We start from the raw sequence: 15,610 nt of genomic DNA on the forward strand, positions 1-15,610 counted from the left end.
TAAACCCCGATCAAATCATTAAAACTTATCTTCCATAACTTCATGTTATAGAAGATAAGTTTTTAGACATTATTTATTCCCAACCCCATTTTTTGAAAATGAGATGTCCTTTATCGGATTGCATAAACTTGATAAAATCCTCAGTTTCCGACTTATGCGTACCAGTGCTACCCCTCACTACAGGTGTACCTCTATAGACTGTTTGTGTAACAGGAATCCTAACCATTGAGGTGAGGTCTGGTAAACGGTTATGCCAGGAGCCAAATGTTATCCAGGCATCATATTGAGGATCATTTTTCCATGCAGCAATACCCAATGCCGAATTTGCAAATGTACCTGCTATACGCTGCTGTATGTTTGCAATCAGATCTTGTCGACCTGCCAAATCTTCCCAAAGCCCCATTTGCCCAGCCCCATTCACATCAAGAATTTTCACACCTGGTTTACAGAGATCGCCCAGATTTTTGATGTTTTTAGGATTGCCGGGCCGTACCAGGATCGCTGCCGCACGTTTATATAACTCTGTCCGAGAGTTCGCCACTATCATGTTTGGGTGGTCAGACATGAATTTTGAAAGCATGTATTCTGCTCCTCCAAAGAACAGATCTGCATGTTTCATTGCATCCGGCATCCATTCATTATCTGGCCCGGCAGTGACTTTAATTACGATATCATGCTGCTTTCCAAAAACCTTCGCACATTCATTGATCGGTCCGAGCGGCCCACCGGGACCATAGACATATAAAGTATCGTTTGGGATTTGTGCATTCCCAATGGTCACTACAGCAACGACTGACAATATGGTTAAAAATATATTTTTCATTGTGTTTATGTTTAAGGTAAATCAAAACCAAACTTTTTGTAGATGGCAGCAGCCTGCGGACTGATCAAAAAATCCATAAAATCTTTTGCAGCGGCCGGATGTGGCGCATCTTTTAACTGTCCCGCTATATATTGCGCATGGATATTCTCTTTTTCAGGAATTTCAATGAGCTCAACAGGATGGCCAATCATTTTCTGATAGTAGGCCTCAGTATACCATACTGGAGCGGCGTCACTTTCGTTGTATAGGATCCTCATTGGTGATTGGCGATGATGGATCATGGTAAGATAAGTAGTCTTATCTTTAACTTTATCTTCCATGATGGTAGATTTTAATGTTTCCCCTCCAGCTTTCACATAGGCTTCTTCAATACGTTTACCGATCCCTTCATTCTCTGGATTGGGCATACTGATCCTCAGCTCTTTATTTGCTAAATCTTTGAGTGACTTCAATGCCTTCGGATTTCCCTTTTGGACCATGATTGCCAACCTGTTTCTAGCATATAAAGTCGTTTTGCTAAACCATTCAGGGGTCATGTCTATCCGGTTCTTACCAGCTGTATAAACATCCGGCTTTAAGGTAATTCTCATGTTGCCCACCACAATGCTACCGGTTTTTATTTGTTGGGCTAAAATGCCTGGGGGAAGCGTTTCGGCAAATACCCGCTGATAATGTGGATATGACTTTTTAAAGGCTGCAATTAATTCGTCAATGCACATAAACTGGTTACCGGCAAAGAAAACCACCAGTTGGGGATCATTAATGTCTCCAAAAAGATCAGGCACATTGTCTACTCCAGGTACTGTGAACTGAACTTTACTTTCAGGTGGAGTATTCCAGGGCGGATCAAAGCGATGATCCTGGGCCTTAACATTTCCACAAAGCAATAAAAATGCAACTGTGGCTAAAAAGGTGTGATTTATATATTTCATGATTTTCTAATTATTTGGTTTAAGGATGTACAACTGCCCATCCCTGATATTGACGGATGATGATTTCACCATTGCCGCTGGGTACATAACTGATAAAATCAAATAAGGTATTTTTTTCGATTTTCCTTTCTCTGACGGTATTTTCACATTGTGCAAGAATTACTCCTCTGGATTGCAGTTCTAACAATGTTTTTTCAAAAGATCCGTTCTTCTGGTAAACAGCTACGCCATCTCCAAAGGCAATAAGTTCTGCATTGATTTTCCCTTTTAACCTGGGATCGTCGAGTGCATTTTTTAGGTTTCGAAGTGTTCCTGCAATCTTTTTCTCATCACCGTTATTGATTACATACAGTGCCTTATAATTTTTCAGGGTGGCTTTTGCCCCTGTAAAATTAGCAGGTGTAGCTTGGGCAAAAGTGGCCGAGGTTGCTGCGATCAGCAAAAATAATGTACAGATTAAGGTTATTTTTTTCATGATTTTAGATTTTGATGATTTATTTAGTTGTTAGTTTTACTTGTTTTTCGGAGGTTACAATTGGTGCAAATGGACCATACTTATGTTGATTTTCAGAAAATTTGTCGGCATATGGTCCGTATGGCGCATCAAAAGGTTTTTTTAACAAATCAGGGTAATCTTTTCCCTGATCTTTATGTGGTCTTGGCTGTGAGTTCACAAAAGCAGCGAGATCCCAGGCCTCCTCATCACTTAACTGCGCATCTCCATATCTGGCACCATATGGCATATTGTTCTTTACGAACCCCGCAAAGTTACTGAGTCTATACATCCCTGCGCCATCATTGTAGCTGTGTTTGCCCCATAATGGCGGATAAACATAAGTTAGTTTGTCTTCATCGAGTATTCCCTCACCATTTGCACCATGACAACTTTGACATTTACTGGTATATAAAATCGCTCCATGTTTGACATTCGCTGCCCTATCCAGGAATTTTAATTTTTCGGTTCCCGTTCCAAACACTTTCTCCCCTTTTTTTACACCTGTTCCAAGCCATTTCATATAAGCCAGCATTGCCTGTATCTCTTTACTAGATTCGTCTGGTACTTTGCCTGCAAGACTTCGATTGAAGCACTCTGCAATACGTGCCGATGCAGGTTCAACCTTTCCTGATCTGCCACTCATTTTAGGAAAACTGGAAATAAAACCAGCATAATTATTTCCGAACAGTTTGGTTCCACCCTCGAGGTGACAATTCTGACAATTCATACCATTTGTAATACGGGCTATGGATCCATTTGGCCCAAAATATTTGCTCGTATGTGCTATTAATTCTTTGCCATACCTGATCATCTGGCCGTACTTGGTGTCCGCCGGAATCGTATTTTCATCAGGCGCTTTCCAGGCATCAGCAGGTACAACCTGGCTTTTGACGTTAACAGCAGCTATACCGGTTTCCACATCCTGTTTGGTTTTTGCTGTCACTACATCTGGCTGCCCATTAAAAAATAAAGTGCAGATGAAAATGGTTCCACAAGCAACAAATAGAAACGCAATGATAGCCGTTGTCCTGGCTGTATATATAAGTGCTTGTCTGATTTCTTTTTCTGTTGATTCCTTATTCATAACCAATATTTTTCTGTTACAAATGTGCATTTATTCTACTCATCAGAAAAAGCATAAAAAGTTATTGATGATAACGTAAGGTTATGATGTCAGTACCCGTTGAAACAAATTGTTTGTATCTTAGGTTATCTACTAAAACCGTGTATGATAGATTTCCGTTTGCAAGTATTTTATGCTGTCGCTAAAAGGCTGAATTTTACAAAGGCCTCGGCAGAGTTATTTATCAGTCAGCCTGCTGTAACCAAACACATTAAAGAATTAGAGCAGGAGTTCAAAATGTCATTATTTGAACGCAGTGGAAACAAAAAAATCAGCCTCACCCCAGCCGGCGAATTATTGTTGCATTACGCAGAACAGATTTTTGGAACTTACCGGGAACTGGAATATGATATGAATCTACTTACTAAACAGCATAAAGGAATATTGAGGATTGGTGCCAGCAGTACTGTGGCACAATATATCATTCCACCTGTATTGGCACAGTTTCACAATAAGTTTAAGGATATACAAATTCAACTGGTTACCGGAAACACAGAAGATGTAGAGCAGCGTTTGATTGCTAAGGAAATAGATTTTGGAATCATTGAAGGCATCTCCCGGAACCCACAGATTAAATACGAACAATATCTAAAAGACGAGCTGGTGCTGGTGTGTTCTGGTCACAATTATGCCATGAAAAAGGAAATGATCAAACCGAATGAGTTGAAGGATTATGATTTATTACTTCGTGAACCTGGTTCTGGTACACTAGATGTTATTGCATATGCTTTAAAAGCACACCAGATAAAGGTGGGGGACTTAAATATAGAAATGCAGTTAGGTAGTACCGAAAGCATTAAATCCTATTTGATTCACAGCAAATGCCTGGCTTTTTTATCTATCCACTCCATATTGAAAGAGCTCAAGAATAATGAATGCCGCATCATAGATATCAAGGATATGGTTATCGAAAGGCCGTTTCATTTCATTCAGCTTCATGGTCAGCAGGACGCTCTGGCGGAACTATTTATGCGCTTCGCTAAAAGCTACAACTATAATGTATAGTGTTACCGAAATTTCGAGGCAATATCAGCCAGCTAAAGTGCTGCTGCTCTTTGTTTCTGAAGCTCCTGGAGGTGACGATAAACATTTTTACCTGGGAAATACTAATCTGTTTCGAACAATTTATCTTGCATTTAGTGAGGTATTTGGCGATTTTAAATCTGTAGAAGATTTTTTGCAGTTCTTTAAAGGCACGGGATGCTTTTTGGAACATCTAACTTGTACACCTATTGATAAATCGTCAGTTAAAATCAGAAAAAACCAGAGGCAGGGGGGAATAGAGCAATTAGCTCATAAAATCAGAACATATCAACCCCGATTAATCATGATCCTAATGAAAAGCATTGAACAAGAGGTTAAAGAATCTATTGACCTATCAGGCTTATCGTTTATCGAAGAAATTGCAGTTACCTGCTATCCTGCCGGCACTGAATCAAACAGGCTTACTTGCATCCGGGATACCAGGGTTATCATCTCCAAACTGGCATCGATATTGACATAACATGCAAATATATTGCTGTAATATACCGATACAGAACAAGATGAAAATTCAAGATCAGGAAAACACCAAACAGCATGCAGGAGACCATTTGGCTAATGAAAGAACATTTTTGGCCTGGATCAGAACCAGTATTGGTATCATGGGATTTGGCTTCGTGGTGATGAAATTCTCGCTATTTATCAAGCAGATCAGTGCCGCACTGGGGAGTAAAGTGCCCCTGCACCAAACCGGAGATTCCCGCATTATCGGGATTTTTCTAGTTGCCCTGGGAGCAATTACTATCATTTGTTCTTACTTAAGATATAATTCAACGAAAGAACAATTGAATCAGGGGGTGTATTACCATTCAACACTTTTTGTTAAAGTTTTAACCGCTTTAGTTTTCATAGCTAGTATACTTTTACTGCTCTACCTTATTAAAACAACATAGGCAGTTAAATCATCTGTACTTGATGCTTTAGAAAAGAGAGGAAGGAAAGCGGTCGATATAGCGTTGTTTTTTGATATAAATTGCTGATTGCATTGGTCAAGGATCTTATAAAAATTTCACCTCTTTATGATAATCCACAGGAACAGGATAAGTCAATATTTTATGTTCCCGTAAATATTTTGGGTACCGCAATACGCTGTGAAGAATATATACCTGAATGGCCACTGAAAAAATAGGCTGTAAAACAGGCTACCGCAAAAAACATGGTGTATTCACTACCAAAAAGTTCTATACCCATAATCGTACAGGCAAGGGGTGTATTCGTTGCACCAGCAAAAACAGCAATAAATCCAAGGGCAGCAAACAAACTAACTGGAGCATTTAATAAGGTCGAAAGTGCATTGCCTAATGTTGCGCCAATATAAAACAAAGGCGTTACCTCACCACCTTTAAATCCAGTTCCTAATGTTAAAGTTGTGTAAATGGTCTTCCATAACCAGCTCCAAGTATCTGCTCCACCAGGCTGAAAAGCAGAGGGAATTGTAACGGCTCCTTGGTATTCGCTATCCACGCCCAAACTTAAGTAATCCGGTTTCCCGATGGCGTAAGTCAAGCCTATAATAATCAGACCACCGATAACAGGAATAAGCCACTGGATCTTACATACTTTAGAAAAAAAGGCCTTGATCTCATGCACCATTACAGCAAACAGGTAGCTGGCCAGACCAAACAATGTGGATGCTAGAATAACCTTACTAAGCAGGAGTAGGTTTACCGGCAGGTATTCAGATAGAAAGTAGGCACTTTTCTCTATGAGATCGATGTGATAAGCGGTATGATGGATGCCCCAGGCAGAGACAGTAAGATCACCAAGCACGCTGGCAATTAATGCGGGAAGTAAAGCCTTGTACTCTATTCTTCCAATGGCCAGAACTTCCATTGCAAATATGGCACCGGTGAGCGGTGTTCCGAACACCGCCCCAAACCCGGCTGCAATTCCCGCGGTAAGGAGCATCTTGGTGTCTACCTCATTTAGCTTAAACCAGCGGCTAAACATTCCTGCGATGCTTCCTCCGATTTGTACCGCGGTTCCCTCTCTTCCAGCCGATCCGCCAAACAAATGGGTAATCACTGTAGTTATTAAGATTACTGGCGCCATCTGCCTGGGCACTCCACCACCCGGCCTATGGATTTCATCCATGATCAGGTTATTTCCTTTTTCTGAGGACCTACCAACTGACTGATAAATCAGGTGGATCACAATACCTGCTAAAGGTAGCAGAAAAATGAGACAGGTATGCTGAAAGCGAAAGTGAATGGCCCAGCCTAGCAGCCAAAGGAACAAGGCAACCATACTTCCTATTGCAATGGCAACAGGAAGTATAAGCAGCGTCCATCGAACCGCATATTTAAAAACCGAAAGGTGTTCAAATAAAAATTTATTATGTTTCATTGTAGGTTAGCGGCTGATTTATAATTTTTTATAAAAAGTATTGATTCCTGCAAATGATGCCCTATCACCAAGTTCTTCTTCTATCCGAAGCAACTGGTTAAATTTAGATACCCTTTCAGAGCGGCAGCCACTTCCTGTTTTGATGTGCCCCGCACCGGTAGCGACAACCAGATCCGCAATTGTCGTGTCTTCAGTTTCACCACTGCGGTGAGAAATAAAGCAATTGTAACCGTTTTTTTGGGCTAGTTCTACGGCCTTTAGCGTTTCGGAAACTGTACCGATCTGGTTCAATTTAATCAGTACGCTGTTTGCAATGCCCTGGTCGATTCCCTGCTGGATAATACTCGGGTTGGTGCAGAATATATCATCTCCAACCAATTCCACTTTGTCTCCCAAAAGGCTGGTCAGCTTTTTCCATCCCTCCCAATCGTTTTCGCCCAACCCGTCTTCCAACAGGATAATTGGGTACTCTTTTAACCATCCTTCCCAAAAGCCAATCATTTCATCTGTTGTGATCCGTTCTTTAGAACTTTTATAAAATTCATATTTTCCATTATTCCACATTTCGCTGGTCGCTGGGTCAAGACAAAGGGAAATATCCTTGCCTGGAGCAAAACCGGCAATATGTATCGCTTCCATGATGATTTGGACGGCTTCCTCATTAGAACTCAGATTTGGCGCAAACCCACCTTCGTCACCAACTCCGGTATAATAGCCTTTCGCTTTTAGCAGACTTCTCAGGGAATGAAAAACAGCTTCGCCCATACGGATACTTTCCTTAAACGAGGGGGCGTTATGAGGGGCAATCATAAATTCCTGAAAATCGATGTTGTTATCAGAATGCCTTCCCCCATTAATGACATTCATGCACGGTACGGGCATTACGTAACCTTCCCTTTCCACTAGCTGCCTATACAAGGGAATCCCTTTTGCAACGGCCGAAGCCCGGGCGAAGGCGATTGAGGCCGCAAGCATCGCATTTGCGCCGAGCCTTGATTTATTCTCGGTTCCATCCAGACCAATTATATGATCATCGAAGGCCTGCTGACCCTCAAAGGATAAGCCGGTGACTGATTTGCCGACTTCGACGTTAATCCCTTTTACTGCTTTTTCCACGCCTTTACCATTATAGCGCTCTGGATCACCATCTCTAAGCTCTACGGCTTCTTTTTCACCCGTACTTGCCCCGGATGGAGAAATACCCCTTGCTGTTGTTCCGTTAAGAGTGACTTCTACTTCTACTGTCGGATTGCCCCTGGAATCCAAAATTTCACGGGCATGAATTTTAGTTAATTTCATAGTTTTTTGTTTTATATTGATTTTTAGTATTTCGGTTGCTTACAAATAATTGAGTTTCTCAAAAGATCAAAACCAGTGTTCCCCCAATGATCAGCAGGGCACCAAAGAATACTTTCAGGGTAAGAGCTTCTTTCAGGAACACCATTGCAAGTATAATAGTTAGGGCAACACTCAACTTATCAACAGGGGCGACCTGGGACACTTTCCCGATCTGCAAAGCCTTGTAGTAGAATATCCAGGACAAGCCGGTGGCAAGGCCAGATAAAAAAAGAAATAGCAGGTTATGCTTTGACAGTTCCGTAATTCCTTTAAGTTCGCCTCTGGCCATTACGATCCCCCAGGCTACAATCAGTATTACCACCGTTCGTATGGCAGTAGCCAAATCAGAATTGACATTGGTTACGCCGACTTTTGCAAAGATGGCCGTAAGGGAAGCAAAGAAAGCTGATAATAGCGCGTAGATCCACCACATAGTTTTATGTTAATTTTCCGTTATTGAATAATTCCAAAGTAAATGAGTACAAGAACCGTTGCTCCGGCAATGATCCGGTAAATGCCGAACCAGCGGAAAGAATGCTTTTGAAGATAGGTGATGAAAGAGCGGATGGCCATCCATACATCCCACCCGCACCTGCTTTACTTAAATGAATGATCGTAGTTAGATTCGGTTCATGGGAAGGGCGTAGACGCTTAACGGTGTTTTTAATCAGTCCTGAAGCAATCTGATCTGCACTAGCAACTAGTAGCGCAATGGTAATAAGAACCTGCCAAATTTTTTTGCAGAAATTCTGGAAGAGGCAATAAATAATGAAGGCATAAAAAGGAAGCCAAAAACGCTTATCACTGGCCCAGTACATGATCGTATCCCAGAATGCATTATGGTGCTGATTTATCCACAAGAACCATTCAGTTTCAACCGGCAGGACCATTGCTAACACTGATCTCACTTTGGCAGACAGACAAAGTAAGACAAGCGCAATTAAGATAGCTGCCAGCAATAAGAGTTGAGAATTTATTTTTAATTTTTTCACCTACAATACTTTGACCGGCAGATTTTATTACCTGCTGGAATTTCTATTGTAGGCGCCATCAGCTTTTGAAAAAAGCGGTTGAATCGGAAGGACACCATTTCCGTATTGCAAATATAATACTAATAAAATGATGTGCAAAATCTTAAAGTAGGTGTTGAGAATTTAATTTATCACTATTCCTCCTTATTTGAATACGAGAACCAGTTTCTTATTCTTCTACCGTTTAAACAAGCATCATATCACGGGATTAAAGCTTTTCTTAAACAAAATGAAACCGCCTGGAAATAACCATGTTATCTATATAGGAATTTTTTTTATAACCCTAAAAAATTAAAGTTATGGGATACCATGAATGGAAAAACTGTATTGATGCATGCTTAAAGTGTGCTTCAATTTGCAATCATTGTGCAAGTTCATGCACTCAGGAAGAAGACGTGAAAATGATGGCGCGGTGTATTGAGCTTGATATGCAATGTGCAGCCATCTGCTACTCTGCCGCTCAATTGATGAGTATGGGTAGCTCTTTTGCTCAAGACATTTGCCGTATTTGCGCAGATATTTGCCAGCAATGCGGAGATGAGTGTAGTAATCATCATACCCAGCATTGTCAGGAATGTGCAGATGCTTGTAAGGCTTGTGCGGAAGAATGCAGAAGAATGACAGGAGTAGCTGCTTAAGATGCCAATCACCGTGAGCATTAATTGATTAAGGGCAGCATTCTAGTTGCCCTTTCATTTTTATAAATAGGCAAATTTATTCCATTCATTTTATTTTCATTATTCCCTCATTATTTGATATTTACCAAGGTTTGAGGTTGTTCTTGGTATGTCCTTTCTCTAGCCTTAAAAAAATGGGTTTTTTAGGATATGATTCTCATAAACTCATTCCATTATTCAAATAAGAATTTCAGTTTTTGATGATGAGTACTTGATAATTCGAATTCTATGAAAATGAAGGCTAGATGCGAGTTGAGGAATGCATTAAATAATGCATGAACTTTCAATTCCCGCTTCATCAAATTATTTCAAAAAACAAAAAATACAAATTTCATTTCAATGGCGGTGTTAAATCAATCACGTTGTTAAACCGAGGGTATGTACCTTCTAAATTAAATGCAAGCTACATGGCATTTGCGCATAATTGTAAAAAAATTTAGACCAAACGGATTTCCCCCCGTTTATCCTATAATTGAATAATATTCAAGCTGATCGATGTTCGCAATTGAAACTAATCCACATGCTTATTTGGCTAATTAGATAGCAGTTTATGGAGTTCAACACTGATGTCTAGACAATTGGTGTTTTATAAATAGTTGCGGTATATCTTAATTTTAGGGAAAATTCTAAAAAGTTCGAACCGAAAAATTCAATTTAATCTATTGTAAGTGACTTATTTTCAAGTTCTTAATGTTTAAAAAATAAGAGGCATACTTTTTAGATGCCTCATATTGCCACTTAGTAGGGGCAATCCGCGGAAGTTCGAACTTTTATGAGCATTGTGAGGCTGTAGTCCATTTTGAAAATGTGCTCAAAAATAAAGTTGAAGGTCACTATCGAAAAAAGAAGTCTTATAATAAAAAGGAAGATTGATTGGATAATATGAAAATTAGAATATTGTGTAAAAATCAACCAGGTGTTCACTGAAATATATATGCCGGCTTCCAAGGGATTTGACCAAATGCTAGAGCTCAAGAATTCTACTTGTTGTTGTCTCAATAATATTTTTGTTGATGAGGTTGTGGCAAAATTAGTTAATGAAGGTTGCTTTGTTCAGAAAGCTGTTTGGAAATTTTTTGACTGGATAGCCGACTTCCATATGTCTGCAATTTTAATTTTTAAATTCCAGTCATACTTTACTGTAACCTGGGATCCGTTATTTTCGTCTAGCAATTAATAGAAAGCGAGAAATTATATAACAAATTCATAAAATTATATAAAGTTCTTGCAACAGAAAAAGGTTTCTTGCGAACATGAAAGTCATTGCAATTTTTATGGTAATCTGCATGAGCCTGATTTCAGTTGTTACTGGAACAGTACAGGCTATGCAATACGATAAAGAGCCAAAATGTTGTATGCAATCAGGTATGGCTAAGCCATGCAAGTCGCACAAAAGCGATAAAGCAATGGGCATGTGTTTGACTAAACTATGCTGCAATGTGCCAGGATTTACCATAAACAAAGTGATTCAAATAGTGCCAACGGTTCCTATAGAAGTTAAAAATTGTTCAATTAATCTGGCGCGTAAAAGCACAATTGACTTTTCATTCCCTTTCTGGCACCCTCCGAAAGTAGTGTTGATATAAATAAACTAAAATTAACGCCGGTTTTTTTATCACAACAATAAAATATTCAAATGAAAAAGTTTCTTATCATCACATCAATGATGTTGATCAGTCTATCCACATATACGTTTGCAGGCAATACACCATGTTGCAATCGTAAAATGAACAATTGCAACAAATGCTCAAAATCCTGTACAAAAGGTATATGTGAAGATTATTGCAGTAAACAGTGCAAAGACACTGGTGGATGCAAAAAATGTAAATAATTACAAAGCCGGGAACTTTTCCCGGCTTTGCTGTTTATGAAGGGTTGTAGCCAAATGATGTGATCAAACCATTTTGCTCTGGTATTAGCAGCTTTGTTCTAGAGAAAGATAAATACTTGGTAAATAACTAAATTTGAGCTACCAGCCGATAAAAAACAACAACATGGAACACACCTATAAAATAACCGGAATGAGCTGTCAGGGCTGCCGGACCAAAGTTGAAAATGCGCTGAATGGCATTGATGGCATTTCCGCAAAGGTGTCCCTGGAGCCGGCTGAAGCCATCATTACAATGGAAAAGCATATCCCAACAGAGAAATTGCAGGAGGCGCTGTCTGCCGCCGGACATTACGGCATTGAAATGGGTGGTCAAGAAAAACATGTTATAAAAGCGGTTGAACATATAGATCATTACCATCGTGGATTATCCCATGGACAAAATTCCAGCGCTCAAAAGCTTGGTAAAAATGGAGCTGAAGGGTTATTTTATTGTCCGATGCACTGCGAAGGCGATAAGACCTATGATAAGCCGGGGCATTGCCCCGTATGCGGGATGGACCTGGTAAAACAACCTGTAAAGAAAGTCTCTTCACAGTTTACGTGTCCTATGCATCCCGAGATTATCAGGGATAAACCGGGCGCATGCACAATCTGCGGCATGGACCTAATCCCATTGGGGGTAGATATTGAAGAGGAAGATAAAACTTATGAAACCCTGCTCAAAAAATTCCGGGTAGCCACAATTTTTACCATACCCATTTTTGTTATAGCCATGACTGAAATGATTCCAAATAATCCTTTGTTTGATCTATTGGAACTTAAGTACTGGAACTGGGTTCAGTTCGCGCTTTCTATTCCCGTAGTTTTTTATGCTACCTGGATGTTCTTTCAGCGGGCATGGCAATCTATAATAACCTGGAAACTGAATATGTTTACCCTGATAGGAATTGGTGCAGGAGTTGCCTGGGTTTTTAGCCTTGTCGCACTTCTTTTTCCTGATTTTTTCCCTGATCAGTTTAAAACACATCATGGTACTGTTTTTGTTTATTTTGAGGCGGCGACCGTGATACTGACCTTGGTATTGCTTGGCCAGCTTTTGGAAGCCAGGGCACATGGCAAAACCAACAGCGCCATTAAGGAGCTGCTGAAGCTAGCCCCGAATACAGCAACAAAAGTGGTCGGGGATAAGGAAATATCAGTATCTATTGATGATATCCAGAAAGGAGATCTGCTGAGGGTTAAGCCAGGTGAAAAAATCCCGGTAGACGGGAGTATCAAAACTGGGGAAGCTTTAATCGATGAATCCATGATTTCCGGTGAACCCGTTCCCGTGGAGAAGAATATCGGGGACAAGGTAAGTTCGGGCACGATCAATGGAAATAAAACCTTTGTGATGCTTGCAGAGAAGGTGGGTTCAGAAACGCTTTTGTCGCAGATCATAGAAATGGTGAATTCGGCCAGCCGCTCAAAAGCGCCCATTCAAAAAATGGCGGATAAAATTTCAGGTTATTTCGTGCCTGTTGTGGTATTGATTTCCATCGCAACGTTCATAGTGTGGTCAGTATACGGCCCTGATCCAGCCTACGTTTATGCTTTTGTAAATGCAATCGCGGTATTGATTATTGCATGTCCATGTGCTCTGGGCCTTGCAACCCCAATGTCGGTAATGGTCGGAGTAGGTAAGGGTGCTCAGTCTGGGATACTGATCAAGAATGCCGAGTCCCTTGAGAAAATGAATGCGATTGATGTAGTGGTCATCGATAAGACCGGTACGGTAACCGAAGGTAAACCTTCGGTAGAAAAGGTGGTCAGTGCAGATCCGGATTTTACAGAGCGGGATGTTCTTGAAAAAATTGTGGCTTTGAACAGCAGCAGCGAACATCCATTGGCTCAGGCAACTTTGCGTTATGGGGAAGAAAACAAGATAGATGTTAAACCTATATCAAACTTTGAGGCGATCACGGGAAAGGGAGTAATGGGTAGTTTGAAGGCTGAAAAACTGGCTTTAGGGAACCAGAAATTAATGGAACATGTTAAAGCGACAATTGATCCTGAATTAGAGGAACAGGTTAGGGCCACTCAAAAGCAGGGTAAAACCGTTTCTTATTTAGCTGTAGGAAATAAAGCTGTCGGATTTGTTGTGATTTCTGATAAGATCAAGCCTTCCAGTGCAGATGCAATCCGAAAACTGCAAAATGAGGGAATCGAGGTAATCATGTTTACAGGCGATAATGAGGATACTGCAAGGGCAGTAAGCGAAACCCTGAGATTGGACGGTTTCAAAGCTCAGATGCTGCCAGAGGATAAGCTCAATGAAATAAAAAACCTACAGGCCCAAGGCAAAAACGTAGCTATGGCAGGCGATGGTATCAATGATGCGCCTGCACTTTCTCAGGCTGATATCGGCATTGCGATGGGCACGGGAACGGATGTAGCCATCCAGAGTGCAGCCATCACATTGGTGAAGGGCGATTTAAATGGAATCGCAAAAGCAAGGTTGTTAAGCCATAAAGTCATGGCTAATATAAAAGGAAACCTGTTTTTTGCCCTGGGATACAATGTATTGGGCATTCCTATAGCGGCAGGTATTTTATATCCGTTTTTTGGGATTTTACTTTCTCCTATGATAGCTGCACTAGCTATGAGCTTTAGCTCAGTTTCTGTTATCTTGAATTCCCTGAGATTGAGAAAAGCAAAAATTGACTGATCTTTTTTGCCCGCAAAGAAAAATTTAGTTGTTATTAATGGCGTGATAGAAGATCGTAGAATAGATGAAATCATCGCCGACGGAGCAAAACCAGCTTTCTACATTTCGCTGATAGCAATGATACTCTTTTTAAATATAACAATCTGGTAGGATAACTTAGCCTGCTTTGGAAATTCTTTTAGAACATTTAAATTCTTGGAAATAAAATAAAATGTAAACTAGCCTTTATAAAGATTGGAATATCAAACCCGCTAAAGTTGGCAGGTTTGATATTTTAGGCCAGTTATCGTTTTGATCTTCAGGCAGATCTAGGGGCATAAATTATAATGCAGGCACCAATGAGCGCTATTGTTGCTCCGATAATGTCCCATTTATCCGGCCTGAACCCATCGACTTTCCATGCCCACAATAAGGCAAGTACAATAAACACTCCACCATAAGTGGCATAAACCCTCCCGAAATTAGCCGTCTGCCACGTAGCAACTACACCGTAGGCGATCAGGATCAAGCCACCGATCAGTCCGTACCACATAGGTTTTCCCTCCTTCAGCCATAGCCAGATAAGGTAACCGCCACCAATTTCACAAAGTCCGGCCAGCACAAAAATGGCCAATGATCTGATTATATCCATGTATTCTTTTGTTGCCTATTTACTCGTTTTGTTTTTTGCCCTGGCCACGGTGCAGCCGATTGCTTTTGTTGAACTCACTGCTAGCGCTTTCCCTGCATTCAATGATTTAATGGCATCTTCAACATAGTGGGTGCGGCTTGCATTTGCTTCCTGCGGATCGTCATCAAGAGCGCCGGTATATTCAATGATCAAGCCCTTATCGGTTTTTCTCGCCAGAAAAAGGTGCGGGGTTTTGGCAGCACCATAGAGATTGGTGATCTTTTGGCCTGGATCAAACAGGTAGGGGAAAGTATATTTCTTTGCGGTAGCTCTTTCCTGCATTTTATCAAAACTATCTCCCTTTGAGATTTCAGGGTCGTTAGGGTTAACGGCAATCACGGGATATCCCAGTGGCGTTGATATTGAGTTGAGGGCAATGATCCTTTGCTCATAGGCCTGCGCATACGGGCAGGTATTACAGGTAAAAACGATTACAAAACCCTTGGCTTTTGGAAAGTCACCAAAGCTGGCCAGCTTACCGTCTATGTTTTTAAGTTTGATATCAGGGGCTTTACTGCCTACCGGTAAGGTATTGATCTGTGCAGTTGCAGAAAGTGAGACAACTGCAAGCAGGAGAATAATGTAATTTTTCATG

General features: G+C 40.7%; 16 protein-coding genes and 1 riboswitch. Of the genes, 6 read left to right on the plus strand and 10 right to left on the minus strand.

Features of this window, described 5'->3' with window-relative positions; all coding sequences use genetic code 11:
• Window positions 1–73 precede the first annotated feature (73 nt).
• Genes OQ267_RS13155 through OQ267_RS13170 form a run of 4 tightly spaced genes read right to left on the minus strand, consistent with a single transcriptional unit; the run spans window position 74 to window position 3,335 of the window.
• Window positions 74–823, minus strand: a complete 750-nt coding sequence (locus OQ267_RS13155; RefSeq protein ID WP_008245473.1) for a substrate-binding domain-containing protein — start codon at window positions 821–823, stop codon at window positions 74–76.
• Window positions 824–834: 11 nt separating this feature from the next.
• Window positions 835–1,755, minus strand: coding sequence for a molybdate ABC transporter substrate-binding protein (locus tag OQ267_RS13160; protein ID WP_056870676.1), 921 nt, complete (start codon window positions 1,753–1,755; stop codon window positions 835–837).
• Window positions 1,756–1,774: 19 nt separating this feature from the next.
• The gene (locus OQ267_RS13165; RefSeq protein WP_008245470.1) at window positions 1,775–2,230 is read right to left on the minus strand and encodes a DsrE family protein; all 456 of its coding nucleotides are present in this window, start codon (window positions 2,228–2,230) and stop codon (window positions 1,775–1,777) included.
• 19 nt (window positions 2,231–2,249) lie between these two features.
• Complete coding sequence (locus tag OQ267_RS13170; protein WP_082491480.1) at window positions 2,250–3,335, minus strand: c-type cytochrome; 1,086 nt, start codon at window positions 3,333–3,335, stop codon at window positions 2,250–2,252.
• 144 nt (window positions 3,336–3,479) lie between these two features.
• Between OQ267_RS13170 and OQ267_RS13175 the strand changes: the two genes are divergently transcribed.
• Genes OQ267_RS13175 through OQ267_RS13185 form a run of 3 tightly spaced genes read left to right on the plus strand, consistent with a single transcriptional unit; the run spans window position 3,480 to window position 5,308 of the window.
• Window positions 3,480–4,379: a LysR family transcriptional regulator gene (locus OQ267_RS13175; RefSeq protein WP_056095397.1), complete on the plus strand. Its 900-nt coding sequence runs from the start codon at window positions 3,480–3,482 to the stop codon at window positions 4,377–4,379.
• On the plus strand, window positions 4,372–4,878 hold the full coding sequence (locus OQ267_RS13180) for a hypothetical protein (protein ID WP_056095394.1): 507 nt from the start codon (window positions 4,372–4,374) through the stop codon (window positions 4,876–4,878). The genes OQ267_RS13175 and OQ267_RS13180 overlap by 8 nt, the downstream gene beginning before the upstream one ends.
• A gap of 40 nt (window positions 4,879–4,918) precedes the next feature.
• Window positions 4,919–5,308 carry a YidH family protein gene (locus OQ267_RS13185; RefSeq protein ID WP_008245456.1) on the plus strand — a complete coding sequence of 130 codons (390 nt, stop codon included), beginning with the start codon at window positions 4,919–4,921 and terminating at the stop codon, window positions 5,306–5,308.
• A 160-nt stretch (window positions 5,309–5,468) separates the two neighbouring features.
• Here OQ267_RS13185 and OQ267_RS13190 read toward each other — a convergent pair whose 3' ends face one another.
• The 4 genes from OQ267_RS13190 to OQ267_RS13205 are packed head-to-tail and all read right to left on the minus strand — an operon-like array spanning window position 5,469 to window position 9,091.
• Window positions 5,469–6,761: a voltage-gated chloride channel family protein gene (locus OQ267_RS13190; protein WP_008245455.1), complete on the minus strand. Its 1,293-nt coding sequence runs from the start codon at window positions 6,759–6,761 to the stop codon at window positions 5,469–5,471.
• A gap of 18 nt (window positions 6,762–6,779) precedes the next feature.
• Window positions 6,780–8,060 (minus strand): phosphopyruvate hydratase, encoded by a 1,281-nt coding sequence (eno, locus tag OQ267_RS13195; protein WP_008245454.1) that lies wholly within the window; start codon window positions 8,058–8,060, stop codon window positions 6,780–6,782.
• Between the two features lie 58 nt (window positions 8,061–8,118).
• A complete protein-coding gene (locus OQ267_RS13200) occupies window positions 8,119–8,532 on the minus strand; it encodes an EamA family transporter (protein ID WP_008245453.1) in 414 nt (137 codons plus the stop codon).
• Between the two features lie 4 nt (window positions 8,533–8,536).
• Window positions 8,537–9,091 carry a hypothetical protein gene (locus tag OQ267_RS13205; RefSeq protein WP_124910972.1) on the minus strand — a complete coding sequence of 185 codons (555 nt, stop codon included), beginning with the start codon at window positions 9,089–9,091 and terminating at the stop codon, window positions 8,537–8,539.
• A gap of 42 nt (window positions 9,092–9,133) precedes the next feature.
• Window positions 9,134–9,202: riboswitch (Fluoride riboswitch) on the minus strand.
• A 329-nt stretch (window positions 9,203–9,531) separates the two neighbouring features.
• On the opposite strand from OQ267_RS13205, the gene OQ267_RS13210 reads away from it, so the two are divergent.
• The 3 genes from OQ267_RS13210 (at window position 9,532) to OQ267_RS13220 (ending at window position 14,345) form a co-directional block, all read left to right on the plus strand.
• Window positions 9,532–9,768, plus strand: coding sequence for a four-helix bundle copper-binding protein (locus OQ267_RS13210; protein WP_231459955.1), 237 nt, complete (start codon window positions 9,532–9,534; stop codon window positions 9,766–9,768).
• A gap of 1,292 nt (window positions 9,769–11,060) precedes the next feature.
• Complete coding sequence (locus OQ267_RS13215; RefSeq protein WP_265836277.1) at window positions 11,061–11,393, plus strand: hypothetical protein; 333 nt, start codon at window positions 11,061–11,063, stop codon at window positions 11,391–11,393.
• A 408-nt stretch (window positions 11,394–11,801) separates the two neighbouring features.
• Window positions 11,802–14,345 carry a heavy metal translocating P-type ATPase gene (locus tag OQ267_RS13220; RefSeq protein WP_265836278.1) on the plus strand — a complete coding sequence of 848 codons (2,544 nt, stop codon included), beginning with the start codon at window positions 11,802–11,804 and terminating at the stop codon, window positions 14,343–14,345.
• A gap of 298 nt (window positions 14,346–14,643) precedes the next feature.
• Here the strand turns inward: OQ267_RS13220 and OQ267_RS13225 are convergent, their stop codons facing one another.
• The gene (locus tag OQ267_RS13225) at window positions 14,644–14,976 is read right to left on the minus strand and encodes a YnfA family protein (RefSeq protein WP_265836279.1); all 333 of its coding nucleotides are present in this window, start codon (window positions 14,974–14,976) and stop codon (window positions 14,644–14,646) included.
• Between the two features lie 15 nt (window positions 14,977–14,991).
• Window positions 14,992–15,609: a thioredoxin family protein gene (locus OQ267_RS13230; protein WP_265836280.1), complete on the minus strand. Its 618-nt coding sequence runs from the start codon at window positions 15,607–15,609 to the stop codon at window positions 14,992–14,994.
• Between the last annotated feature and the right edge of the window lies 1 nt (window position 15,610).

This window comes from Pedobacter sp. MR22-3, assembly GCF_026240075.1.
GTDB lineage: Bacteria > Bacteroidota > Bacteroidia > Sphingobacteriales > Sphingobacteriaceae > Pedobacter.